Here is a 20,684-nt window from a genome sequence, read left to right as displayed (position 1 = left end):
CCGCCGACGGCCGGCGAGCACCCGCTCGCCGGCCGTCGGCGTCCCCGGGCCGGGCGGCGGACGGCGTCGGTGACGGCGACTGCTCCCCGGTACCGTCTGACCTCGATGCGTATCGACCCGGCCGGCTGGCCGTTCGTCACCGGACCCCTCGCGCCCGCCGCGCTGCTCGCTGCCGCGGGGCGGGCCGCCGGCCGGCGCGGCCTCCGGCTCGCGGCCTGGCCCTTCGCGCTCCTGTCGGCCTACATGCTGCTGTTCTTCCGCGACCCGGACCGCCGCTGCGACGTCGAGCCACCCGCCGCCGACGACGTCCTCTCCCCCGCCGACGGGATGGTGATGGTCGCCGGCCCGGCGCAGGACGGCGTCGCGCCCGAGCCCGCCCCCGAGGGCGGCTGGCAGCAGGTCAGCGTGTTCCTGTCCGTCGTCGACGTGCACGTCAACCGCTCGCCGTACCACGGTGAGGTCGTGCAGAGCTCCTACCGCCCGGGCAGCTTCCTGGCCGCCTACCGCAAGGAGTCCGCGCACCGCAACGAGCGCCGCGAGCTGTGGCTGCGCGACGGCGAGCGCACCGTGGTGTTCCGCCAGCTGGTCGGCGTGCTGGCCCGGCGCATCGTCACCCGCACCGGCGTGGGCCGGCGGCTGGCCACCGGCGAGCGCATGGGCCTGATGAAGTTCGGCTCCCGAATGGACGTGTTCCTCCCCCGGGACTGCGCGGTGCTCGTGCGCGTCGGCCAGCGGGTGCGCGGCGGTGAGACCGTCATCGCCCGCTGGTCCGACGCCGGGTGAGGGGGACGACGGTGCCCAGCTCGGCCTCCGGGGCCCGAGCGCCGCAGACCCGGCGCACGGCGACCGTCGAGTTCGTCCGCGGCTCGGTGCGCGGCACCCGCCGGCGGGCGCTGGCCACCCTGCCCAGCCTGTTCACGCTGGCCAACATGATGTGCGGCTTCGTGGCGATCCTGGTCTCCATCCGGGGCCAGTACACGCTGGCCGCGGTCCTGATCGGGTTGTCGGTGGTGTTCGACATCGCCGACGGCGCGGTCGCCCGGCTGGTCGGCGCGGTCACCCCGTTCGGCCTGCAGTTCGACTCGCTGGCCGACCTGGTGTCCTTCGGCCTGGCCCCGGCGCTGCTGGCGTTCACCCTGTTCTCCGAGGGCCGCGACGCCTGGGACCCGCTGGGCTGGGTGGCCTGCGGCCTGTGGGTGGCCTGCGCCGCCATCCGCCTGGCCCGCTTCAACACCACGATCGACCCGACCGCCGACAAGCGGTACTTCACCGGCCTGCCCAGCCCCGGGGCGGCCGGCGTCGTGCTGGCCTCGGTGTCCGCGTTCGGCGAGCAGATGCAGGGCCGCGACCGGCTGTGGGTGCTGCTCATCGTCGCCGTCCCGGCGCTGCTGATGGTCAGCACGGTCCGGTTCCGCTCGTTCCGCTCGCTGGTCAGCCCGCGGAGCGGCCGCCCCTACGGGCTGCTGGCTGCCGTCGCCGCCGTCGTCGCCGGGCTCGCGCTGGCCCCGGTGGTGACCGGCTGCGTGCTGGCCTACGGCTACCTGCTGGCACCGGTCCTCGTGCCGGTCGTCTCCCCGCTCAACCGCCTGGTGCCGGCCCGGCTCAAGGAGTTGCTCACGTGACCGAGCAGGCGAGGTCACGAGAAAGCAGGGCAGCGTCGCTCACGGTGGCGACGAGCGCCAGCGAGGAGCCGACGTGAGCGTGCGTCCCGCCCGGGCGGACGACGTGCCCGCCATCGTGGCCCTGGTGCGCGAGCTGGCCGAGTACGAGCAGGCGCCCGACGAGGCGCGGATGACCGAGGCGCAGCTGCACGGGGCCCTGTTCGGCGAGGCGCCGGCGCTGTTCGGCCACGTCGCCGTGGTCGGCGACGACGTCGTCGGCGTGGCGCTGTGGTTCCGCAACTTCTCCACCTGGCGGGGGACCCACGGCCTGTACCTCGAGGACCTCTACGTCCAGCCGGCCCACCGCGGCCGCGGGCTGGGCCGGGAGCTGCTGCGCGCCCTGGCCGAGGTGTGCGTGCAGCGCGGGTACTCCCGGCTGGAGTGGTCGGTGCTGGACTGGAACACCCCCTCCATCGACTTCTACCGGGCCGCCGGAGCGGTGCCGATGGACGGGTGGACGGTCTTCCGGCTCACCGACGACGCCCTGACCTCCTTCGCCGCCGACCGCCGCCGCTGACGGGTGGGGCACCGACGGGGAGCTGGCCGTCCACGCCATCGCCGTCACCGAGGGCACCGAGCCGCACGGCCGGTCCCGAGGCCCCCGGGCAGAATGCAGCAGACGCCCACCCCCCACCCGAGGACGACGACGCGATGACGACCGACCGCAAGCCGGCGGAGTGCTGGCTGACCGACATGGACGGCGTCCTGGTGCACGAGGGGCTGGCGCTGCCGGGCGCCGCGGACTTCCTGCAGCGGCTGACCGAGGCCGGCCGGCGGTTCCTCGTCCTCACCAACAACTCGATCTTCACGCCGCGCGACCTCTCCGCCCGGTTGGCCCGCTCCGGCCTGCAGGTGCCCGAGGAGTCGATCTGGACCTCCGCGCTGGCCACCGCGGACTTCCTGTCCGCCCAGCTGCCCGGCGGCTCGGCCTTCGTGGTGGGCGAGGCGGGCCTGACCACCGCGCTGCACGAGGCCGGGTACACGCTGACCGACACCGACCCGGACTACGTGGTCCTCGGCGAGACCCGGACCTACTCGTTCGAGGCGATCACCCGGGCGGTCCGCCTGATCGGCGCCGGGGCGCGGTTCATCGCCACCAACCCCGACGTCACCGGCCCCTCCCCCGAGGGCCCGCTGCCGGCCACCGGGTCGGTCGCGGCGATGATCACCCGGGCCACCGGCTCCGAGCCCTACTTCGTCGGCAAGCCCAACCCGATGATGTTCCGCAGCGCCATGAACCGCATCGAGGCGCACTCGGAGACCACGGTCATGATCGGTGACCGGATGGACACCGACGTCGTCGCCGGCATCGAGGCCGGCCTGGACACGATCCTGGTGCTCACCGGCTCGACGCGGGCCGCCGACGTGGCGCGCTTCCCCTTCCGGCCGGGCCGGGTGCTGCACTCCATCGCCGACGTCGTCGACCTGGTGTAGCCGGGTGGCACCGCAGCCGGGGGTGACCGTGCGGCGGGCGGCCCCCGGCGACGTCCCCCGCCTGGTCGAGCTGCTCACCCTCGGCGCGAGCCGGCCCGGCAAGGAGGACCGCACCGACGAGGCCGGCTACCGGCGGGCGCTCGCGGAGATCGACGCGGCCGCGCGCAACGAGGTGCTGGTGGCCGTCGACGGCGGGGAGGTCGTCGGCGTCTGCCAGGTCTTCGCCGTCCGGCACCTGCAGGAGCGCGGGGGGCTGTGCGCCGAGGTCGAGTCCGTGCACGTGCACCCCGACGCGCGCGGCCGCGGCGCGGGCTCGGTGCTGCTCCGGGCCGCCGTCGAGCAGGCCCGCGCGTGGGGCTGCTACCGGGTGCAGCTGACCAGCGACAAGTCCCGCCGCGCCGCACACCGCTTCTACGCCCGGCACGGGTTCACCGCCACCCACGAGGGGTTCAAGCTGCGCCTCTGAGGCCCCCGCTCAGCGCTCGAGGAACGCCAGCCGGGCCTCCGGGGTCGCCAGCAGGTACAGCTCGGTGGCCACCAGCACCAGGACGGGGACGCCGACCCAGGCCCCGCCCCACTCGGCGACCGAGTACCAGCCGAACAGGCCGAGCAGCAGCTGCAGGAAGACCACCGGGCCGCGGGACCACGGCGACAGCCGCCACAACCCGACGGCCGCCGAGCCCAGCAGCACGGCGAAGAAGCCGACGTAGACGACCTCGGCCAGCGCGCGCGACACGCTGTCGGGCGTGGAGGTCACCGTGAGCACGAGCAGCCAGAGCGCGACCGCGGCGATCGCGGCCGCCTCCACCCCGGCGACCAGCGCGGCCCGGCGGACGGCGGGGGGAGCCTCGGGGCGCTCCCGGCGCGGGCGCGGCGCGGCCGGCTCGGCGGCGCCCCCGAGCAGCCGCTCGGCCCGCCGGCGGTCCCGCGGCGGCCTGGCTCCGGACTGCTCGCTCACGGTCGGGAGGGTACGCGCGCGGCACCCCGGCGGGCCGCCGTCCCGCGGGCCCCGCAGCCCGCATCCGCCGACGCCGAGGCGGGCCGCCGCGCTGGCTAGCCTGGCGGGCATGCGTGCGCTCGTGGTGGCCAACCCGGTGGCGACCACGACCAGCCGCGGGGTGCGCGACCGCGTGCTGGCCACCCTGGCCGGCCGGCTCGACGTCCAGCTCGCCGAGACCACGCACCGCGGGCACGGCGCGGAGCTCGCCCGGAAGGCCTGCGTGGACGGCGTCGACGTCGTGGTCACCCTGGGCGGCGACGGCACGGTCAACGAGGTGGTCAACGGCCTGCTGCACGACGGGCCGGGCGCCGACGTCCCGCCGCTGGCCGTGGTGCCGGGCGGGTCGACCAACGTGTTCGCCCGCGCGCTCGGCCGCGCCCGGGACCCGCTGGCCGCGGCCACCGAGGTGCTGGACTCGCTGGGCGCCGGCCGGACCCGGCGGATCTCGCTGGCGACGGCCAGCGCCCGCGGCGTCAGCACGGCACCGGCCCGGCTGCCGGACCCGGCGCTGGCCCGGGCGGCCGCCGACGCGGGGGCCGCGGCGTCCCCGGGGTGGACCGAGCCACGCTGGTTCGTCTTCTCCGCCGGCCTCGGCTTCGACGCCGACGTCATCGGCCGGGTGGAGGCCCACCGCGCCCGCGGGCGCCGCTCGACCGGGCTGCTCTACGTCCAGGAGGCGACCGGCGCGTTCGTGCTCGGCCGCGAGCGCCGGGACCCCGCGATGACGGCCCAGCTGCCCGGCGAGCCGGCCGTCGACGGGCTGTTCCTGTGCCTGGTCTCCAACGTCTCGCCGTGGACCTACCTGGGGGCCCGCGCGGTCAACCCGACCCCGGACGCCTCCTTCGACTCCGGCCTGGACGTCTTCGCGCTCGGCCGCACCGGCGTCCTGCGGATGGTCCGCCACGTGCGGGCGGCGTTCGCCGCGCGGCCGGACGTCCGCGGCGACGGCGTCCACCGCTGGCACGACCTGCCCGAGCTGACGCTCACCGCCCGCCGCCCGCAGGGCTGGCAGCTGGACGGCGACCACCTGGGGACGGCGACCGGGCTGCGGGTGGTCAGCGTGCCCGACGCGCTCACCGTCGTCGTCTGACACCGGCCGGTTCCGCTACCGGCCCGTGACCTGCGACTTCTCACGGAGTGGACGCGCTGTCACCGCAGCGCGCGGGAGCGCCGACCGGTCGAGTGGCGGCCCTACCACGCCCGTGGTGAGCTTGCTCACGAGGGCTCGACCGATCACCCGGTTCTCCTTGACAGGTCCCCTCGCCGTGAAAACATCGCGGGAGCAAAGCAACCTGTCGGTAACACCTGCATGAAGTCGCTGTGCCATGGCGCTGGTCACCCCGGTGCCGGCCTGCGGATCGGTCCGAGGCCGGCGACGACTGCACACCACCGTAGACGACATCGAGGAGAACACGGCCATGGACTGGCGCCACCGCGCCCTGTGCCGCGACGAGGACCCGGAGCTGTTCTTCCCCATCGGGACGACCGGCCCCGCCCTCGGGCAGATCGAGCAGGCCAAGGCCGTGTGCCGGCGCTGCCCCGTCGTCGAGTCGTGCCTGGACTGGGCACTGCGCGCGGGGCAGGACTCCGGTGTCTGGGGTGGGCTGTCCGAGGACGAACGGCGCGCACTCAAGCGCCGTCAGGCGCGCACCCGCGTCCGCACCGCCTGAGCACACCGCACCGCCGGCACCGGGCTCGACCCCGGACGCCGCACAGCACCGCCCACGAGGCCGGTCCGGGATGCCCGGGCCGGCCTCGTGGCGTGCGGGTGCCGGTCAGCGCCGGACCCTCCCGGCACCGGGGAGGGTGAGCACCACCTCGGTGCCGCCGCCGTCCGCAGGAGCGGACGGCGGGCTGCTCATCGCCAGGCTGCCGCCCAGCTCGCTGGTCACGAGGGTGCGCACGATCTGCAGGCCCAGCCCCTCGCTGGCCGACGGGTCGAAGCCCGCGGGCAGGCCGCGCCCGTCGTCCACGACCCGGACGACGAGGTCGTCGCCGTCCCGCGCTGCCACCAGGTCGATGCAGCCCGGGCTGCCGTCGGGGAAGGCGTGCTCGGCGGCGTTGTGCAGCAGCTCGGTGACCGCCAGCACCAGCGGGGTCGCGACCTCGGCCGGCAGCTCGCCGAACCGGCCGGCCCGCCGGGTCCGGGCCGCCGGGCCCACCGAGGTGAGGTCGCCGAGCATCGGCAGGACCCGGTCGAGGACGTCGTCGACGTCGACCACGTCCTCGCGGCTGCCGGCCAGCGTCTCGTGCACCACGGCGATCGACGACACCCGCCGCACCGACTCCTCCAGCGCCTCGCGCGCGGCGGGCTCGGTCATCCGCCGCGCCTGCAGCCGCAGCAACGCCGCCACGGTCTGCAGGTTGTTCTTCACCCGGTGGTGGATCTCCCGGATCGTCGCGTCCTTGGTCAGCAGCGCGCGGTCCCGGCGGCGCAGGTCGGTCACGTCGCGGACCAGCACCAGCGCGCCCTCCTCGGCGCCGGGCGCCTGCAGGGGCAGCGCCCGCACCAGCAGGGTGGCCGCGACGCTCTCCACGTCCATCGGGTCGGGGAAGCGCCCGGTCACCGCGGCCCGGATGCCCGCCGCGACCGCCTCACCGGCCACCCGGTCCACCGCGGCGTCCCGGGTCAGGCGGGCCAGGTCGGCACCGACGACGTCGCCGGTCACGCCCAGCCGGCGGTAGGCCGACAGCGCGTTCGGGCTGGCGTAGACCGCGCGCCCGGCGGCGTCCAGCCGCACCAGGCCGTCGCCCACCCGCGGGCTCAGCTCGCCGTCCAGCGGCTTGCGCGGCGGGAAGGTGCCGGCCGAGACCATGAGGCACAGGTCGGCGGCGATGTCGAGGTAGGTGAGCTCCAGGGTGGACGGCGACCGGGTCACGGCCAGGTTGGTGTCCCGCGCCAGGACGGCGACGACCACGTCGTCGTGCCGCACCGGCACCACCTCCCTCCGCCGCGGGGTGCTGCCCGACCAGTCCGGCTCGCCCTCGGTCACCGGGCGGCCCTCCCGGTGTGCCACCACGAAGGGCGCCGCGTCCGCCCCCTCCACCTCCGAGCCCACCAGGTCGTCGGGCTGGCTGGTCGGGGCAGTCAGCGGGCGCACCTGGGCCACGCACCACCACGCGCCGGTGCGCAGCGGCACCCACAGCGTCAGGTCGGCGAACGACAGGTCGGCCAGCAGCTGCCAGTCGGCCACCAGCCGGCGGGCGTGGTCGACCTGGGCCGGCGCGGAGGCCGAGCCCTGGGTGAGGCGTTCGGAGAGGCTGTTCATGGTGGCCCGAGCCTAGAGAAAGGACCCCCCTGCCCCCTGCCCCTCGCAGGCTCGCGGCGGGCACCTGCACCGGCGCCGCCTAGGCTCCCCACCGTGTCCTCGTCGCCCGGAGCGCCGGCCGTGACGGTCGGGCCCGCCCGCTCCGCCGACTGGCCGCGGATCGCGCAGCTCACCTCCGACGTCTACCTGGGCGGCGGGCTGGCGGCGCCCGAGTACGGGGAGGAGTTGCGCGACGTGGCCGGCCGGGCCGACCGTGCCGAGCTGCTCGTCGCCCGGGACGACGCCGGCCGCGTCGTCGGCAGCGTGGCGCTGGTGCTGGCCGGGGACTTCGGCGAGGTGACCGAGTCCGACGCCGAGGCGGCGTTCCGGATGCTCGTCGTCGACCCCGCCGTACAGGGCCGGGGGCTCGGCGCGCTGCTGGTGGCCGCCTGCGTGGAGCGGGCCCGGTCGGCCGGCAAGCGGCGGGTGGTGCTGTCGACCGACCGGCGCATGCGGACCGCGCAGCGGCTCTACGCGCGGATGGGCTTCGCCCGGCTGCCGGAGCGGGACTGGTCCCCGCGCCCGGGCATCGACCTGCTCGTCTACGCCCTCGACCTCTGACGCGGCCCCGTCCCGGGTCCCGCCCTGAGCGTGCGGAGGGCGGGGAGGACGGGGTCCTTTCTCAGCCGTCGGCGACGGTGGCGATGAGGTCGCCCTCCTGCAGGACCTCGCCCTCCACGACGTGCAGCTCGCGGACGGTGCCGGCCCGCTCGGTGAGCACGGGGATCTCCATCTTCATCGACTCGAGGACGACGAGGGTGTCGCCGGCGTCCACCTCGCTGCCCGGCTGCACCAGCACCTTCCACACGCTCGACACCATCTCGGCGTGGATCTCCTCGACCGCCACCGGTCCCTCCCCTGCGTGTCCGGACGTCCATCCTGGCACGGCCCGGCCCACCGCTCAGGCGGGTGCGGGGCTGCCCGACGCGAGCCGCTCGAGCACGGCGCAGACCTCCGGGCCGTCGTGCGGGACGCCGACCTCCGACACCGCGTTCAGCACCTCGCTGGCGGCCCGGGCGGCGGTGGCGGTGTCCGGCGCACCCGCGCTGACCGTCGCCAGCAGCGCGTCGTACCAGCGGTCCAGCCGGTCGCCCGGGTCGTAGCCGCTGACCGCCACGACCTCCGCGCCGGGCGCGCCGGCGGTGTGCCGGCCCGACCGGGGCAGCCGGCCGGTGACCCGGCCGCCCTGGCCCGGCGGGAGGGTGGACCGGAGCTGCACGCTCACCGCCCGCCGCGGCGGGGCACCCGTGCCGGCGTCGGCGGCCGACCCGCCCGAGGCGCTGCGCAGCGCCAGCTCGACGGCGTCCACGCCGTGCGCCCGCTCCAGCACCGTGAGGTCGAGGGAGAAGCCGGCGGCCACCTCGGCGAGCTCGCCGTCCGGGGCGATGCCGACCGTGACCAGCCCGCGCCAGCCCACCTCGGGCAGCCGCTTGGCGGCCGGGGGCAGCTCGACCGGCTCGTCGGGGGTCCAGGAGACGCGGGCGATGCCGGCGGCGCGGTCGCGGGACACCGGGGTGGTGCAGCGCAGCCCCCCGTCGGTGACCAGGGCGAGGAAGCCGCGCTCGCTGGCCGGCTCCACGCCGTCGCCGCCCAGCCGTTCCAACACCGCCGCGGACGGGCCGACCCAGGTCAGGCCGGCGGCGACCACCGCGCCGGCGAGCCGGGCGTTGCCGGCCAGCGCCGGGGGGACCGGCAGGACCGCCTGCACGCCGGTGCGGCGGGCGGCCTCCACGATGCGGTCCACCGCGAGGTAGGACTCCGTGGCCGGCGCGGGGCCCAGCAGGATCGCCTCGTCGGCCAGGCGCACGTGCCGGGCGGCGCGGTCGGCCTCGGAGTGGACGGCGACCGTCTTCACGTCCAGGCGGGAGCAGGCCGCCACCACGGCACACGCGGCCGGCCCTCGGCCGGCCACCAGCACGCTCTCGATCCCGACGGGTGCCACGTCCCGAACCGCCTTCCCCCGACCTGCGCCGTCCCGGTCCAGCCTGACCCGTCGGCGGCCCGCACCGCCACAGGGGCACGGTGCCGATCCGGCCCGTGAGAGGCTGGGCGCCCAGCCTGACGGGTCCCACCGACATCCCGCGTCCACCACGCGGCCCGGGTCACCCGGAGGTGTCCAGGGGCCTGCACCGGGCCCACCGCAGTCGCGAGAGGAGGGCAGCGATGTCGAAGCGTGGACGCAAGCGGCGCTCCCGCAAGGGGAACAAGGCCAACCACGGCAAGCGCCCCAACGCCTGAGCGCCAGGCGCACCGGATGCGAGCGGCCCAGGACCGGGTGGTCCTGGGCCGCTCGCATCCGGCGGTGCAGGGGATGGGGTGCCCCTGCGTGCGCCGCCTAGTGCTCCTGCGTGCGCTGCACGGTGATCCGCTCCACGCTCACCTGGGTGCCGTCCTCCTCGAAGGAGACGGTGGTCAGCTGCAGCTTGATCCGGTCCCTCAGCCCGGGGGGCGGGCTGTCGCCCCCGCACCGGCGGCGCACCAAAGCCTTGAACTCCTGCTCGATGCCGAACTGGCGCAGGCAGGGCGAGCACTCCTCGAGGTGCTCGGCGATGACCTGGCGGCGGGCCGGCTCCGTCTCGTGGTCGAGGAACTCGAACACGTGGGACAGCACGTCGTCGCAGGAGTGCACCTCGATCGGCTCGCCGGCGTGCGGACGCGGGTCGCTGGTCACGGACGGCTCGCCTCCTCCCCGGCTCCGGCCCGGACGAAGCCACGCTCGCGGGCGTAGTCGGCCAGCAGCTTCTGCAGGCCGCGGCGGCCGCGGTGCAGGCGGGACATCACCGTGCCGATGGGCGTGCCCATGATCTCGGCGATCTCCTTGTAGGCGAACCCCTCCACGTCGGCGAGGTAGACCGCCAGCCGGAAGTCCTCCGGCAGCTGCTGGAGGGCCTCCTTGATGTCGGAGTCCGGCAGGTGGTCCAGCGCCTCGATCTCCGCCGACCGCAGGCCGCTGGAGCTGTGCTCCTCGGCGGCGTACAGCTGCCAGTCCTGCACCTGGTCGGTGGGGTACTGCTGCGGCTGCCGCTGCTTCTTGCGGTAGCTGTTGATGTAGGTGTTGGTCAGGATGCGGTACAGCCAGGCCTTGAGGTTGGTGCCCTCGGCGAACTGGTGGAAGGCCGAGTAGGCCTTCACGAACGTCTCCTGGACCAGGTCCTCGGCGTCGGCCGGGTTGCGGGTCATCCGCAGGGCGGCCGGGTACAGCTGGTCGAGGTAGGGCAGCGCGTCGCGCTCGAAGCGGGCGTCGCGCGCGGCTCGGGTCTCGTCGACCTCCGTGCGGCTGCCGCCCTCGCGGGCCTCCGGCACCTCGACCGGCGCGGTCGCCTCGACGGTCCCGGCGGTCGTCGTCTCGGGCGTGCGGTCCGCGGACTCCTCAGGCACCGACCGTCCTCTCTGCGGCGCCCGGGCGCGGGCCACCGCCTCCGACGATCCTAGCCGCGCGGCCCCGGGGTGGCCCGGGGGCCGCCGGAGCGCTGCGCGCTGGCGGGCGCTGGTGGAGAGGGTGCTGCTCACGGGGGGATCAACCGCACGGGCCGGGGTCGCCATTCCCCGCCCGCCCCGGCCACTAGGCTCCGGCGCCGTGGCGGCGACCCCCGCGGTGCGGGCCCTGGAGCGGGCCCGGGTCGCCCACGTCCTGCACTCCTACGACCCCGACCACGCCGCCGGGCAGGGGCACGGGGAGGCCGCGGTCGCCGCGCTCGGCACGGACCCGCGGCAGGTGCTCAAGACGCTGGTCACCCGGGTGGACGGCGCCCTCACCGTCGCCGTCGTCCCGGTGGCCGGCAGCCTGGACCTCAAGGCGCTGGCCGCGGCCACCGGCGGGCGGCGGGCGGCGATGGCCGAGCCGGCCGACGCGGAGCGGGCGACCGGTTACGTGGTCGGCGGCATCAGCCCGCTCGGCCAGCGGAGGGCGCTGCCCACCGTCCTCGACGCGTCGGCGCTGGGCTTCGCCACCGTGCTGGTCAGCGCCGGACGGCGGGGCGTGCAGGTGGAGCTGGCGCCCGCGGACCTGGTGCGGCTGACGAGGGCCCGGACCGCGCCCATCGCCCGCTGAGCCCCCGCGATCATGGCGCCACGACCACTCCGGGACGCCGATGGGTGGCCCCGGCGCCGTGATCGCCGGCGAGGAGGCGAACCTCAGCGCGCCGCCGTCGCGTAGGGGGTGAGCAGCTGGTCGACCGGCGCGTGGTCGTCGGTGAGCACCCCGGCGTCCCCGACGAACCCGGCCAGCCGCTCGCCGGAGGCCACCTGCCAGTCCAGGCCGCGGTCGCCCAGCGCGCCGGCGACCGCGTCGAGCGGCAGCGGCTGCCGGGAGGCCACGACGACGACGTTGCCGCCGTCCTCCCCGGCGAGGAGGGCGTCCCGGGCCAGCAGCGCGACGTGCGGGAAGACCGCGTGCAGCGTGGCGAGCTCGGCGCGGACGAAGTCCAGCGGCGGGTGGTCGATGAGGTTGGCCACGTAGACGCCGTCGTCGGCCAGCGCGCGGTCCACCAGCCCCATGGCCTCGACCGTGGTCAGCTGCCAGGGCACCGACAGCCCGCCGAAGGCGTCCCCGACGACGAGGTCGCGCTCCCCCGCCGGCTCCTGGCCCAGCGCCACGCGGGCGTCGGCCACCTCGACCCGCAGCCCGCCGGTCTCGGTGAGCCCGAGCTGCTCGCGGTCCAGCTCCACCACGCCGGGGTCGACCTCCACCACCAGGCTCTCGGTGCCCGGCCGGACCGCGGCCAGGTAGCGCGGGAGCGTGGCCCCGCCGCCGCCGAGGTGCAGCGCCGACACCGGGTCGCCCGCGGGCGCGGTCACGTCGGTCACGGCGGCGATCGCCCGGACGTAGTCGAACTCCAGGTACGTCGGGTCGGCCAGGTCGACGTAGGAGTGCCGCAGGGTGTCCAGCAGCAGCACCCGGCCGGTCTCCCGCTCCGGGTCGGCCACCACCCGCGCGCAGTGGTAGGCGGTCTCGGCCTGGCAGCGGCTCGGCGCGACCGCCGCGAGCAGCGTGCCGGCCAGCGCCAGCAGCAGCAGGGCCGCCGGCACCCGGCCGGCCGCACCACCGGTCCGCCGCCGCAGCAGCACGCCGACCGCCACGCCGGTGAGCACGGTGAGCAGCCCGGTGCCCACGAGGATGCCGCTGGTCGGGAAGAACGCGACGAGCAGGAAGCCGGTCAGGAAGGTGGCGGCGATCCCGCCCAGGGTGCCGATGCCGGACAGCCGGCCGACCACCGAGCCGGTCTCGGCCAGGCTGGCCAGCTGCAGCTTCACCACCATGGGCGGCACCGCCGACAGCAGCGCCGCGGGGACGACGACGGCGACCGCGGCCAGCAGCAGCACGCTGCCGGCGTCGGCGCCGGTGAACAGCGACCCGGCGAAGCGCACCAGCGGCAGGACGGCCACGACCAGCGCACCGCCGGCGACCAGCAGCGGCGCGATGAGCCGGCGCGGGTCGGTGCGGTCGGCCAGCGCACCGCCCATCCAGGCGCCCACGGCGATCGCGGCCAGCGCGAAGCCGATGACCGCGGTGTTGGTCTGCAGCGTGATGCCGACGTAGGGGGCGATCAGCCGCAGCCCGGCGATCTCCAGCACGAGCACCGCGCCGGAGGACAGGAAGGTGACGGCGGCGGCCACCCGGTCGGGCAGGGCGGCTCCGCCGGCCCGGGGCCCGGCGCCGGTCAGGGCCTCCTCGGTGCCGGTCACCTCAGAAGAGGGCGGGCTGGTCGGCCGGCGCGGCGACCGACTCGACGCGGGCGGTCAGCTCGGCGCCGTTGTTCTTCACGCTGTTGACCCGGGGGCTGACCGGCCGCAGCTCCAGGCCCTCGACCAGCTCCGGCGGGGTGGGCGGGGCCAGCTCGGCGACGTCGTCGCGGGCCGGGTCCAGCCAGGCCGCCCAGCGGTCGCGGGGCAGCACCAGCGGCATCCGGTCGTGGATCTCGGCGAGCGCGCCGACGGCCGGCGCCGTGACGACCGTGCAGGTGTAGAGCCGGTCCTCGCCCTCGCCCCACACCTCCCACAGGCCGGCGAAGGCGAGCACCGAGCCGTCCCGCGGGGTCATGTAGTACGGCTGCTTGCCGGGGCCGTCGAGCCGCTGGGCCCACTCGTACCAGCCGTCGGCCGGCACCAGGCAGCGCCGGGAGCGGGCGGCGCGCCGGAAGGCCGGCTTCTCGGTGAGCGACTCGACGCGGGCGTTGAGCATCCGGTTGCCGATGGACGCGTCCTTGGCCCACGACGGGACCAGCCCCCAGCGGACGGCGCGCAGCTCGCGGTGCCCCGCGCCGGTGGGCGCGCCCTCGGCGTCGCGCTCCCGCTTGTGCCGGACGACGTGGACGTCCTTGGTGGGCGCCACGTTGTAGTCGGCCGGCAGCGGGGCCTGCCCCTCGGCGGGGACCGCCTCGAACTCCAGGACGAGGTCCTCGGGACGGCGGCTGGCGGCGTAGCGGCCACACACGGTGGTACCTCCCGGTCAGGCCGGACGATGCGGTCGCCCTCGACTCTAGGCGGGGCCGGGGACGGTCCCCGGCGGCGGAGACCGGCGGATCGGCGTTCGACGTCCCGCCGCGGAGCGACGAGGATCACCCGCGTGACCGCGACCCAGCACCCCCCGACCGAGCACCCGAAGACCGCCAGCGAGTCCGGCGAGCGCCGCTACGCGACGGTCAACCCCTTCACCGGCGAGACCGAGCAGGAGTTCGACCACACCCCCACCGAGGAGATCGACGGCATCGTCGGGCGCGCACACGCCGCCTACCAGGAGTGGCGGCAGCGGCCCGTCGCGGACCGCGCCGCCGTCGTGGCCCGCGCCGCCAAGCTGATGGACGAGCGCCGGGACGACCTCGCCGCCCTCATCACCACGGAGATGGGCAAGCGGCGGGACGAGGCGATCGGTGAGCTGAAGCTCTGCTCGATGATCCTGAAGTACTACGCCGACAAGGGCCCCGGCTTCCTGGAGCCGACGTCCATCCAGCCGATGTTCGGCGGGGGCGAGGCCGTCGTCGAGACCCGGCCGGTCGGCGTCCTGCTGGCCATCGAGCCGTGGAACTACCCCTTCTACCAGGTGGTCCGGGTCGCCGGCCCCAACCTGGTGCTGGGCAACACCGTCATCCTCAAGCACGCCGAGAACGTGCCGCAGTGCGCGGTGGCCATCGAGCGGCTGTTCCTGGACGCCGGGGCGCCCGCGGGCGTCTTCACCAACACCTTCCTGCGCATCGCCGACGTCGAGCAGGTCATCGCCGACCCGCGCATCCAGGGCGTCACCCTGACCGGCAGCGAGCGCGCCGGCAGCGCCGTCGGCGCCCTGGCCGGCAAGCACCTGAAGAAGTCGGTGCTCGAGCTGGGCGGCAGCGACCCGTTCATCGTGCTCGACGCCGAGGACCTGGGCGCGACCGTGAAGGCCGCCACGATGGGCCGGATGCAGAACACCGGCCAGGCGTGCACCGCGTCCAAGCGGCTGATCGTCACCGAGGAGCTCTTCGAGCCGTTCGTCGAGGGCCTCAAGCAGGCGTTCGCCACCTTCGCCCCCGGCGACCCCGCCGACCCGTCGACCTCGCTGGCCCCGCTGTCCAGCGAGCGGGCGGCCCAGGACCTGCACGCGCAGATCCAGGACGCCATCGACAAGGGCGCGACCGTCGTCGCCGGCGGCACGCGCCCCGAGCACCCGGGCGCCTTCGTCGAGGCCACCATCCTCACCGACGTCACCCCCGAGATGCGGGCCTACCGCGAGGAGCTCTTCGGCCCGGCGGCCGTCGTCTACCGGGTCCGGGACGCCGACGAGGCGGTGCAGCTGGCCAACGACAGCGACTTCGGCCTGGGCGCCACCGTGATGAGCAGCGACCTGGACCGCGCCCGGTCGGTGGCCGAGCGGCTCGAGGCCGGCATGGTGTGGATCAACCAGCCGACCGGCTCCTCCCCCGAGCTGCCGTTCGGCGGCGTGAAGCGCTCCGGCTACGGCCGCGAGCTCTCCGAGCTGGCGATGTTCGAGTTCGCCAACCGGCGGCTGGTGCGGACCGTGCCCGTCAAGAAGGCGACCAAGCCGGCCGGGGGCTGAGCGGGTGTGGCCGTCGCCCCGGCCCGGCCACCTGGGCAGGATGGGCCCGTGAGCCAGGTCTGGGCGACGCCGCACCGCGCCACCCCGGTGGACGCCGTCGTGCCGCTGCCGGGGTCGAAGTCGCTGACCGCCCGGGGGCTGGTCCTGGCCGCGCTGGCCGACGGGCCCGGCCGGCTGGTCCGGCCGCTGCGGGCCCGCGACACCGACCTGATGGCCGCCGCGCTGCGCGCCCTCGGGGTGCGCATCGAGGACGACGGCCCCGACTGGGTGGTCACGCCCGGGCCGCTGCGCGGGCCGGCCGAGGTCGACGCCGGCCTGGCCGGCACCGTGCTGCGGTTCCTCCCGCCGGTGGCCGCCCTGGCCGACGGCCCGGTGCGGGTGGACGGTGACCCGCGGTTGCACGAGCGGCCCAACGCGGGCCTGCTCGCGGCGCTGCGCGACCTCGGCGTGCCGGTGGACGACGGCGGCCGCGGCCGGGCGCCGTTCACCGTGCACGGCACCGGGCGGGTGCGCGGCGGGGCGGTGACCGTCGACGCGCGCGAGTCCTCGCAGATCGTCTCCGGGCTGCTGCTGGCCGCCGCCCGCTTCGACGAGGGGCTCGACCTCGCCCTCGCCGGCGGGGTGCCCTCGATGCCGCACGTGGAGATGACCGTGGCGTCGCTGCGCGAGCGGGGCGTCGACGTCGCCGGCACCGAGCGGGGCTGGCGGGTGGCCCCCGGCCCGGTCGCGGCGCGCGACGAGGTGCTCGAGCCCGACCTGTCCAACGCCGCCCCCTTCCTCGCGGCCGCGCTGGTCACCGGCGGGCGGGTGACGGTGCCCGGCTGGCCGGCGTCCACCACCCAGCCCGGCGGCCGGCTGGACGACCTGCTGGGTGCCATGGGCGCGGCCGTGGCGCGCACCGACGAGGGCCTGCGGGTGACCGGCGGTCCGGTGGTCCGCCCGCTGGTCGCCGACCTCGGCGAGGTGGGCGAGCTGACGCCGGTGCTCGCGGCGCTGTGCGCGCTGGCCGACGGCACCTCCCGGCTGACCGGCATCGGCCACCTGCGCGGCCACGAGACCGACCGCCTGCAGGCCCTCGCCGAGGTGCTCGGCGCGGTCGGCGCGACCGTCGAGCAGCTGCCGGACGGGCTGGTGGTCACCCCGGGGGCGCGCCGGCCGGCGGTGCTGGACTCCTACGCCGACCACCGGATGGTGCACGCCGCCGCCGTCCTCGGGCTGGCCGTCGAGGGCGTCGAGGTGCGCGACCCGGGGGCGGTCGGCAAGACGCTGCCGGACTTCGTCGAGCGGTGGGACGCGATGCTGGGGGCCGGGCACTGAGTCCGCGCCGGCACGACAAGCGGTCGGACGAGGACGACGTCCGGGTCCGGCCCGGCCGGCGCGGCTCCCGGCCGCGCACCCGGACCCGGCCGAGTCACTCCGACGCCGTCCCGGGGCTGGTGGTCGCGGTCGACCGCGGCCGCATGACCGTGCGGGTGGGCGGCCCGGACGGCGCGCCGGTGGAGGTCACCGCGATGCGCGCCCGCGAGCTCGGCAAGCACGGCGTCGTCGTCGGCGACCGGGTGCGGCTGGTCGGCGACACGAGCGGGCGCACCGACTCGCTGGCCCGCATCGTCGCCATCGAGGACCGCACCACCTCGCTGCGGCGCACGGCCGACGACACCGACCCGGCCGAGCGGGTGGTGGTGGCCAACGCCGACCAGCTGGTCGTCGTCACCTCGGTCACCGACCCCGACCCGGCGCTGGGCTTCCTCGACCGCTGCGTGGTGGCCGCGTACGCCGGCGGGCTGGAGCCGCTGCTCTGCCTCACCAAGACCGACCTGGCCAGCCCGCAGCCGCTGCTCGACCGCTACGCCGGCCTGGACGTCGACGCCGTCCCGATGTCGCGGGAGGCGCCGCTGGACGCGCTGCTGGCACGGCTGGCCGGGCGGATGAGCGTGCTCGTCGGGCAGTCCGGCGTCGGCAAGTCCACGCTGGTCAACCGGCTGGTGCCGGATGCCTTCCGGGCGACCGGCGACGTGAGCAAGGTGGGCAAGGGCCGGCACACGTCGTCCTCGGCGGTGCTGCTGGACCTGCCCGGCGGGGGCACGGTCATCGACACCCCGGGCATCCGCTCGTTCGGCCTGGCCCACGTGACCGCCGAGGACGTCGTCGCCGCGTTCGACGACGTGGCCGAGGCCGCGGTCGACTGCCCGCCCGGCTGCGGGCACACCGCCGAGGACCCCGACTGCGCGCTCGACGCCTGGGCCGCCGCCGGCCCGCCCGCCCGGAGGGAGCGGCTGGAGAGCCTGCGCCGGCTGCTCGACGCGGTCGGCCAGCTGGGCCCGGGGTACTGAGCTCCCGCGACGACCCCGACCACGGGAGGTGGTCGGGTCGACCCCGGCGGCACGGTCCGGCTCGGGTAGAGAGGCCCCATGCCGAGCCCCGCCAGCCGCCTGCTGCCCCCGCTGTTCCGCCTCCTCGGTCTCCGGCGGGAGTTCGAGGACCCGGCGGCCATGCTGCGCGGCGTACAGGACCGCCAGGTGCGGCCGGTCCCGTACGGGCCGCCGCGGGGACTGCGCCCGGTCCGGGTCGAGGTGGACGTCCGCCACGACACCGGCTGGCCGGTCTACCGCGTCCTGCCGCGTTCCCGGACGCCGATCCGGGCCGCCGTGTACGTGCACGGGGGCGCCTGGGTCAACCAGGTCCACCCCCTGCACTGGCGGCTCGTCGCCGGTCTCGCCGCCCGCACCGGCACCGCGTTCACCGTCCCGATCTACCCGCTGGCGCCCGTGGGCACCGCGGCGACGGTCGTCCCTCCCGTCGCCGACCTGATCGCCGCGCTGGTCGACCGGCACGGCGCCGGGCAGGTCGCCGTCCTGGGTGACTCCGCCGGCGGGCAGATCGCGCTGTCCGCGGCGATGCTCCTGCGCGACCGGGGCGTGCCGCCGCTGCACCGGACGGTGCTCATCTCACCCGCGGTGGACCTGACCCTGGCCAACCCCGAGATCGACCTCGTCGAGCCACACGACCCGTGGCTCGCCCGGCCCGGCACGCGGGCGGCGATCGAGCTGTGGCGGGGCGACCTGCCGCTGGAGGACCCGCGGGTCAGCCCCCTGTTCGGCGACCTGGCCGGGCTCGGCCCGCTGACCGTGTTCAGCGGGACCCGGGACATCACCAGCCCGGACACCCGGCTGCTGGTCGGCCGCGCCCGTGCCGCCGGGGTGCAGGTCGACCACCACGAGGAGCCGGGCCTGGTCCACGTGCACCCCCTCCTGCCAGTGCCGGAGGGGCGACGGGCGCGGCGGCTGATGGCCCGCGTCCTCGACGGCTGACGCCGACGGCCCGGTCGTCCCCCGTGCCGCCGACGGTGGGGCGCCGTAGCCGCGGGACGCCGAGACGTCCCCGCGGTGACGCGTGGAGGCGAGGACGTGACGCGCCTTCCTCCGGGGACGTCCGTGGCGTGGACGGACACCCGGTGGCCGGCCGGAGCACATGCGGTATCGGTCGTCCACGGACGTCCCCGCGGGGACGTGTCGGGTCACCGGCCGTCGCAGGCGGCCACCCGGTGCGCCGCCGCACGATGGAGCACAGCGTCCGAGTGTGCGCTCCGCGATCATGGCGCGGCGACCGCTCCGAAGGCTCCCCCGGTGGTCACGGCGCCATGATCGCGGGGAGCCTCAGACGTCGACCCAGCCGCCGATCCGCCAGTAGAGGCCGGCCTCGCGGGTGAGCAGGCCCTCGTCGACCAGGTAGCGGCGCAGGGCGGCGGTGTCCGGGTGCCAGACGGCGAGCAGCGCGTTGACCTCCCGCTCCGGGTAGCGGACGCCGGCGTCGAAGACCCGCACCAGGTGCTCCAGGACGACACGCCGCTTGCTGTGCTGCGCGGGGATGGACACCAGCCGGCCGTCGCGGACGAAGGCGGACAGCACGGCGTCCTCCGCCGGGTCGGCCGACAGCGGCTCCGGCGGCGGCGCGGCCTCGGCGGCGGCCCGGGCCGCGGCGCCGAAGTGCTCGGTGAGGAGTTCCAGCTGGTGCCGGTCGCGGCGGACCAGGCCGGCCCGCCCCAGCCGGCGCGCGGCCACGACGACGTCCTTCAGCGGCAGGCCGGTGACCTCCGCGACCCGCTCCAGGGTGCCGGCGCCCAGGGCGAGCGCGGCGACGACGCGGAGGCGGGCCGGGTCGGCCAGCAGCCCGGCGATCGTCGCGGCGTCCACTCCCCGACCGTAATCCGCGCATCGGTCGCCGCGGTCGCGGGTAGCCCGGGCCCATGGTGAGCCCCATCGAGATCCAGAAGGCCCTCAAGGGCATGGACTACCCGGCCAGCAAGCAACAGATCCTGGAGCACGCGAAGGGCAGCGACTCCGACGTCGTGGACGCCCTGCAGAAGATCGAGGACCGGGAGTACGACGGGCCCAGCGGGGTGAGCGCCGCGGTCTTCGACTGAGCGCCCGCTAGGTTCGGTGCCCATGACACCGGGCCGGGACTACACGGGGGACATGCACCTGGCGCACGTGCTGGCCGACCAGGCGGACTCGATCAGCCTCGACCGGTTCCGCGCGCAGGACCTCCGGGTGGACACCAAGCCGGACCTCACGCCGGTCACCGACGCCGACCGGGCCGTGGAGGAGCAGCTGCGGATCACCCTGGCCCGGGCCCGCACCCGGGACGCGGTGCTCGGCGAGGAGCTGGGGGCGACCGGCCACGGCCCGCGGCGGTGGGTGCTCGACCCGATCGACGGCACCAAGAACTTCGTCCGCGGCGTGCCCGTGTGGGCCACACTCATCGCCCTGTTCGACGGTGACGAGCCGGTCGTCGGGCTGGTCTCGGCGCCGGCGCTCAACCGCCGCTGGTGGGCGGCCAAGGGCGTCGGCGCCTGGACCGGCCGGCGGCTGGAGTCCGCCGCCCGCTGCACGGTGTCGGCGGTCGGGGCGCTGGGCGACGCGAGCCTGTCCTACTCCAGCCTGTCCGGCTGGGAGGAGCGCGGCCTGCTCGACGGCTTCCTGGACCTCACCCGGTCGGCGTGGCGGACCCGCGCCTACGGCGACTTCTGGAGCTACGTGCTGCTCGCCGAGGGCGCGGTGGACCTCGCCTGCGAGCCCGAGGTCTCCGTCTGGGACCTCGCCGCCCTGGACGTCATCGTGCGCGAGGCCGGCGGGGCGTTCACCGACCTGTCCGGGACACCGGGCCCGACCGGCGGCAGCGCGCTGGCCAGCAACGGCCTGCTGCACGACGCCGCGCTGGCCGTGCTCAGGCCTCCACCCGAGGCGGCCTGA

At 76.3% G+C, this 20,684-nt stretch carries 25 protein-coding genes; 16 read left to right on the top strand and 9 right to left on the bottom strand.

The features are described from left to right. The first annotated feature begins 105 nt into the window (after positions 1 to 105). The 5 genes from CHB98_RS02405 to CHB98_RS02385 all read left to right on the top strand — a co-directional run bounded on the left by CHB98_RS02405 (position 106) and on the right by CHB98_RS02385 (position 3,561). Positions 106 to 783 (top strand): phosphatidylserine decarboxylase, encoded by a 678-nt coding sequence (locus CHB98_RS02405; RefSeq protein WP_089303982.1) that lies wholly within the window; start codon positions 106 to 108, stop codon positions 781 to 783. An 11-nt stretch (positions 784 to 794) separates the two neighbouring features. Further along, entirely contained in the window at positions 795 to 1,622 is an 828-nt protein-coding gene (pssA, locus tag CHB98_RS02400; RefSeq protein WP_089303981.1) for a CDP-diacylglycerol--serine O-phosphatidyltransferase, read from the top strand. Positions 1,623 to 1,695: 73 nt separating this feature from the next. Further along, on the top strand, positions 1,696 to 2,178 hold the full coding sequence (locus tag CHB98_RS02395; protein ID WP_089303980.1) for a GNAT family N-acetyltransferase: 483 nt from the start codon (positions 1,696 to 1,698) through the stop codon (positions 2,176 to 2,178). Positions 2,179 to 2,312: 134 nt separating this feature from the next. Further along, positions 2,313 to 3,095: an HAD-IIA family hydrolase gene (locus CHB98_RS02390; protein ID WP_089303979.1), complete on the top strand. Its 783-nt coding sequence runs from the start codon at positions 2,313 to 2,315 to the stop codon at positions 3,093 to 3,095. Positions 3,096 to 3,099: 4 nt separating this feature from the next. After that, positions 3,100 to 3,561, top strand: coding sequence for a GNAT family N-acetyltransferase (locus CHB98_RS02385; RefSeq protein WP_218822214.1), 462 nt, complete (start codon positions 3,100 to 3,102; stop codon positions 3,559 to 3,561). Positions 3,562 to 3,570: 9 nt separating this feature from the next. Here the strand turns inward: CHB98_RS02385 and CHB98_RS02380 are convergent, their stop codons facing one another. Then, on the bottom strand, positions 3,571 to 4,053 hold the full coding sequence (locus tag CHB98_RS02380; protein WP_179224088.1) for a hypothetical protein: 483 nt from the start codon (positions 4,051 to 4,053) through the stop codon (positions 3,571 to 3,573). A gap of 109 nt (positions 4,054 to 4,162) precedes the next feature. Here CHB98_RS02380 and CHB98_RS02375 point away from each other — a divergent pair, with 109 nt between their 5' ends. Continuing rightward, complete coding sequence (locus tag CHB98_RS02375) at positions 4,163 to 5,185, top strand: diacylglycerol/lipid kinase family protein (RefSeq protein WP_089303977.1); 1,023 nt, start codon at positions 4,163 to 4,165, stop codon at positions 5,183 to 5,185. Between the two features lie 328 nt (positions 5,186 to 5,513). Further along, positions 5,514 to 5,765: a WhiB family transcriptional regulator gene (locus CHB98_RS02370; RefSeq protein ID WP_089303976.1), complete on the top strand. Its 252-nt coding sequence runs from the start codon at positions 5,514 to 5,516 to the stop codon at positions 5,763 to 5,765. A gap of 105 nt (positions 5,766 to 5,870) precedes the next feature. On the opposite strand, the gene CHB98_RS02365 is transcribed toward CHB98_RS02370, so the two are convergent. Beyond that, a complete protein-coding gene (locus CHB98_RS02365) occupies positions 5,871 to 7,364 on the bottom strand; it encodes a sensor histidine kinase (protein WP_089303975.1) in 1,494 nt (497 codons plus the stop codon). Between the two features lie 120 nt (positions 7,365 to 7,484). Here CHB98_RS02365 and CHB98_RS02360 point away from each other — a divergent pair, with 120 nt between their 5' ends. Then, the gene (locus CHB98_RS02360; RefSeq protein WP_245820867.1) at positions 7,485 to 7,964 is read left to right on the top strand and encodes a GNAT family N-acetyltransferase; all 480 of its coding nucleotides are present in this window, start codon (positions 7,485 to 7,487) and stop codon (positions 7,962 to 7,964) included. Positions 7,965 to 8,025: 61 nt separating this feature from the next. Here CHB98_RS02360 and CHB98_RS02355 read toward each other — a convergent pair whose 3' ends face one another. Next, a complete protein-coding gene (locus tag CHB98_RS02355) occupies positions 8,026 to 8,250 on the bottom strand; it encodes a biotin/lipoyl-binding carrier protein (protein WP_089303973.1) in 225 nt (74 codons plus the stop codon). Positions 8,251 to 8,304: 54 nt separating this feature from the next. Further along, positions 8,305 to 9,345, bottom strand: a complete 1,041-nt coding sequence (locus CHB98_RS02350) for a biotin carboxylase N-terminal domain-containing protein (protein WP_089303972.1) — start codon at positions 9,343 to 9,345, stop codon at positions 8,305 to 8,307. Positions 9,346 to 9,566: 221 nt separating this feature from the next. Here CHB98_RS02350 and CHB98_RS22940 point away from each other — a divergent pair, with 221 nt between their 5' ends. Beyond that, the gene (locus CHB98_RS22940; RefSeq protein ID WP_014377707.1) at positions 9,567 to 9,641 is read left to right on the top strand and encodes a 50S ribosomal protein bL37; all 75 of its coding nucleotides are present in this window, start codon (positions 9,567 to 9,569) and stop codon (positions 9,639 to 9,641) included. 97 nt (positions 9,642 to 9,738) lie between these two features. Here the strand turns inward: CHB98_RS22940 and rsrA are convergent, their stop codons facing one another. Continuing rightward, on the bottom strand, positions 9,739 to 10,074 hold the full coding sequence (gene rsrA / locus CHB98_RS02345) for a mycothiol system anti-sigma-R factor (RefSeq protein WP_089303971.1): 336 nt from the start codon (positions 10,072 to 10,074) through the stop codon (positions 9,739 to 9,741). Next, positions 10,071 to 10,781, bottom strand: a complete 711-nt coding sequence (locus CHB98_RS02340) for a sigma-70 family RNA polymerase sigma factor (protein WP_281251817.1) — start codon at positions 10,779 to 10,781, stop codon at positions 10,071 to 10,073. The genes rsrA and CHB98_RS02340 overlap by 4 nt, the downstream gene beginning before the upstream one ends. Before the next feature lie 199 nt (positions 10,782 to 10,980). Here CHB98_RS02340 and ybaK point away from each other — a divergent pair, with 199 nt between their 5' ends. Further along, a complete protein-coding gene (gene ybaK / locus CHB98_RS02335) occupies positions 10,981 to 11,454 on the top strand; it encodes a Cys-tRNA(Pro) deacylase (protein ID WP_089303969.1) in 474 nt (157 codons plus the stop codon). 83 nt (positions 11,455 to 11,537) lie between these two features. On the opposite strand, the gene CHB98_RS02330 is transcribed toward ybaK, so the two are convergent. Together CHB98_RS02330 and CHB98_RS02325 are read right to left on the bottom strand one after the other, a co-directional pair. Beyond that, positions 11,538 to 13,088 (bottom strand): fused MFS/spermidine synthase, encoded by a 1,551-nt coding sequence (locus tag CHB98_RS02330; protein ID WP_089303968.1) that lies wholly within the window; start codon positions 13,086 to 13,088, stop codon positions 11,538 to 11,540. A gap of 1 nt (position 13,089) precedes the next feature. Next, positions 13,090 to 13,836 (bottom strand): SOS response-associated peptidase, encoded by a 747-nt coding sequence (locus CHB98_RS02325; protein ID WP_089303967.1) that lies wholly within the window; start codon positions 13,834 to 13,836, stop codon positions 13,090 to 13,092. A gap of 132 nt (positions 13,837 to 13,968) precedes the next feature. Between CHB98_RS02325 and CHB98_RS02320 the strand changes: the two genes are divergently transcribed. The 4 genes from CHB98_RS02320 to CHB98_RS02305 all read left to right on the top strand — a co-directional run bounded on the left by CHB98_RS02320 (position 13,969) and on the right by CHB98_RS02305 (position 18,743). Next, positions 13,969 to 15,432 carry an NAD-dependent succinate-semialdehyde dehydrogenase gene (locus CHB98_RS02320; protein ID WP_089303966.1) on the top strand — a complete coding sequence of 488 codons (1,464 nt, stop codon included), beginning with the start codon at positions 13,969 to 13,971 and terminating at the stop codon, positions 15,430 to 15,432. Positions 15,433 to 15,480: 48 nt separating this feature from the next. Next, positions 15,481 to 16,749: a 3-phosphoshikimate 1-carboxyvinyltransferase gene (aroA, locus tag CHB98_RS02315; RefSeq protein WP_089303965.1), complete on the top strand. Its 1,269-nt coding sequence runs from the start codon at positions 15,481 to 15,483 to the stop codon at positions 16,747 to 16,749. A 143-nt stretch (positions 16,750 to 16,892) separates the two neighbouring features. Further along, positions 16,893 to 17,765 carry a ribosome small subunit-dependent GTPase A gene (rsgA, locus tag CHB98_RS02310; protein ID WP_245820866.1) on the top strand — a complete coding sequence of 291 codons (873 nt, stop codon included), beginning with the start codon at positions 16,893 to 16,895 and terminating at the stop codon, positions 17,763 to 17,765. Between the two features lie 78 nt (positions 17,766 to 17,843). After that, positions 17,844 to 18,743: an alpha/beta hydrolase fold domain-containing protein gene (locus tag CHB98_RS02305; protein WP_089303963.1), complete on the top strand. Its 900-nt coding sequence runs from the start codon at positions 17,844 to 17,846 to the stop codon at positions 18,741 to 18,743. A 345-nt stretch (positions 18,744 to 19,088) separates the two neighbouring features. Here CHB98_RS02305 and CHB98_RS02300 read toward each other — a convergent pair whose 3' ends face one another. Further along, a complete protein-coding gene (locus tag CHB98_RS02300) occupies positions 19,089 to 19,625 on the bottom strand; it encodes a DUF2087 domain-containing protein (protein WP_089303962.1) in 537 nt (178 codons plus the stop codon). Between the two features lie 53 nt (positions 19,626 to 19,678). Between CHB98_RS02300 and CHB98_RS02295 the strand changes: the two genes are divergently transcribed. Then, complete coding sequence (locus CHB98_RS02295; protein ID WP_089303961.1) at positions 19,679 to 19,855, top strand: DUF2795 domain-containing protein; 177 nt, start codon at positions 19,679 to 19,681, stop codon at positions 19,853 to 19,855. A gap of 22 nt (positions 19,856 to 19,877) precedes the next feature. Further along, entirely contained in the window at positions 19,878 to 20,684 is an 807-nt protein-coding gene (hisN, locus tag CHB98_RS02290) for a histidinol-phosphatase (protein WP_089303960.1), read from the top strand.

Source organism: Geodermatophilus pulveris (genome assembly GCF_900188375.1).
GTDB classification, from domain to species: domain Bacteria; phylum Actinomycetota; class Actinomycetes; order Mycobacteriales; family Geodermatophilaceae; genus Geodermatophilus; species Geodermatophilus pulveris.
This window is presented reverse-complemented; position numbering and strand designations above follow the sequence as displayed.

What these genes read in the sequence shown, in the direction of transcription:
- CHB98_RS02405 (WP_089303982.1), top strand. Translation starts at nt 106, where the DNA reads ATGCGTATCGACCCGGCCGGCTGGCCGTTCGTCACCGGACCCCTCGCG.
- CHB98_RS02390 (WP_089303979.1), top strand. Translation starts at nt 2,313, where the DNA reads ATGACGACCGACCGCAAGCCGGCGGAGTGCTGGCTGACCGACATGGAC.
- CHB98_RS02375 (WP_089303977.1), top strand. Translation starts at nt 4,163, where the DNA reads ATGCGTGCGCTCGTGGTGGCCAACCCGGTGGCGACCACGACCAGCCGC.
- CHB98_RS02370 (WP_089303976.1), top strand. Translation starts at nt 5,514, where the DNA reads ATGGACTGGCGCCACCGCGCCCTGTGCCGCGACGAGGACCCGGAGCTG.
- CHB98_RS02365 (WP_089303975.1), bottom strand. Translation starts at nt 7,364, where the DNA reads ATGAACAGCCTCTCCGAACGCCTCACCCAGGGCTCGGCCTCCGCGCCG.
- rsgA (WP_245820866.1), top strand. Translation starts at nt 16,893, where the DNA reads ATGACCGTGCGGGTGGGCGGCCCGGACGGCGCGCCGGTGGAGGTCACC.
- CHB98_RS02305 (WP_089303963.1), top strand. Translation starts at nt 17,844, where the DNA reads ATGCCGAGCCCCGCCAGCCGCCTGCTGCCCCCGCTGTTCCGCCTCCTC.
- CHB98_RS02295 (WP_089303961.1), top strand. Translation starts at nt 19,679, where the DNA reads ATGGTGAGCCCCATCGAGATCCAGAAGGCCCTCAAGGGCATGGACTAC.
- hisN (WP_089303960.1), top strand. Translation starts at nt 19,878, where the DNA reads ATGACACCGGGCCGGGACTACACGGGGGACATGCACCTGGCGCACGTG.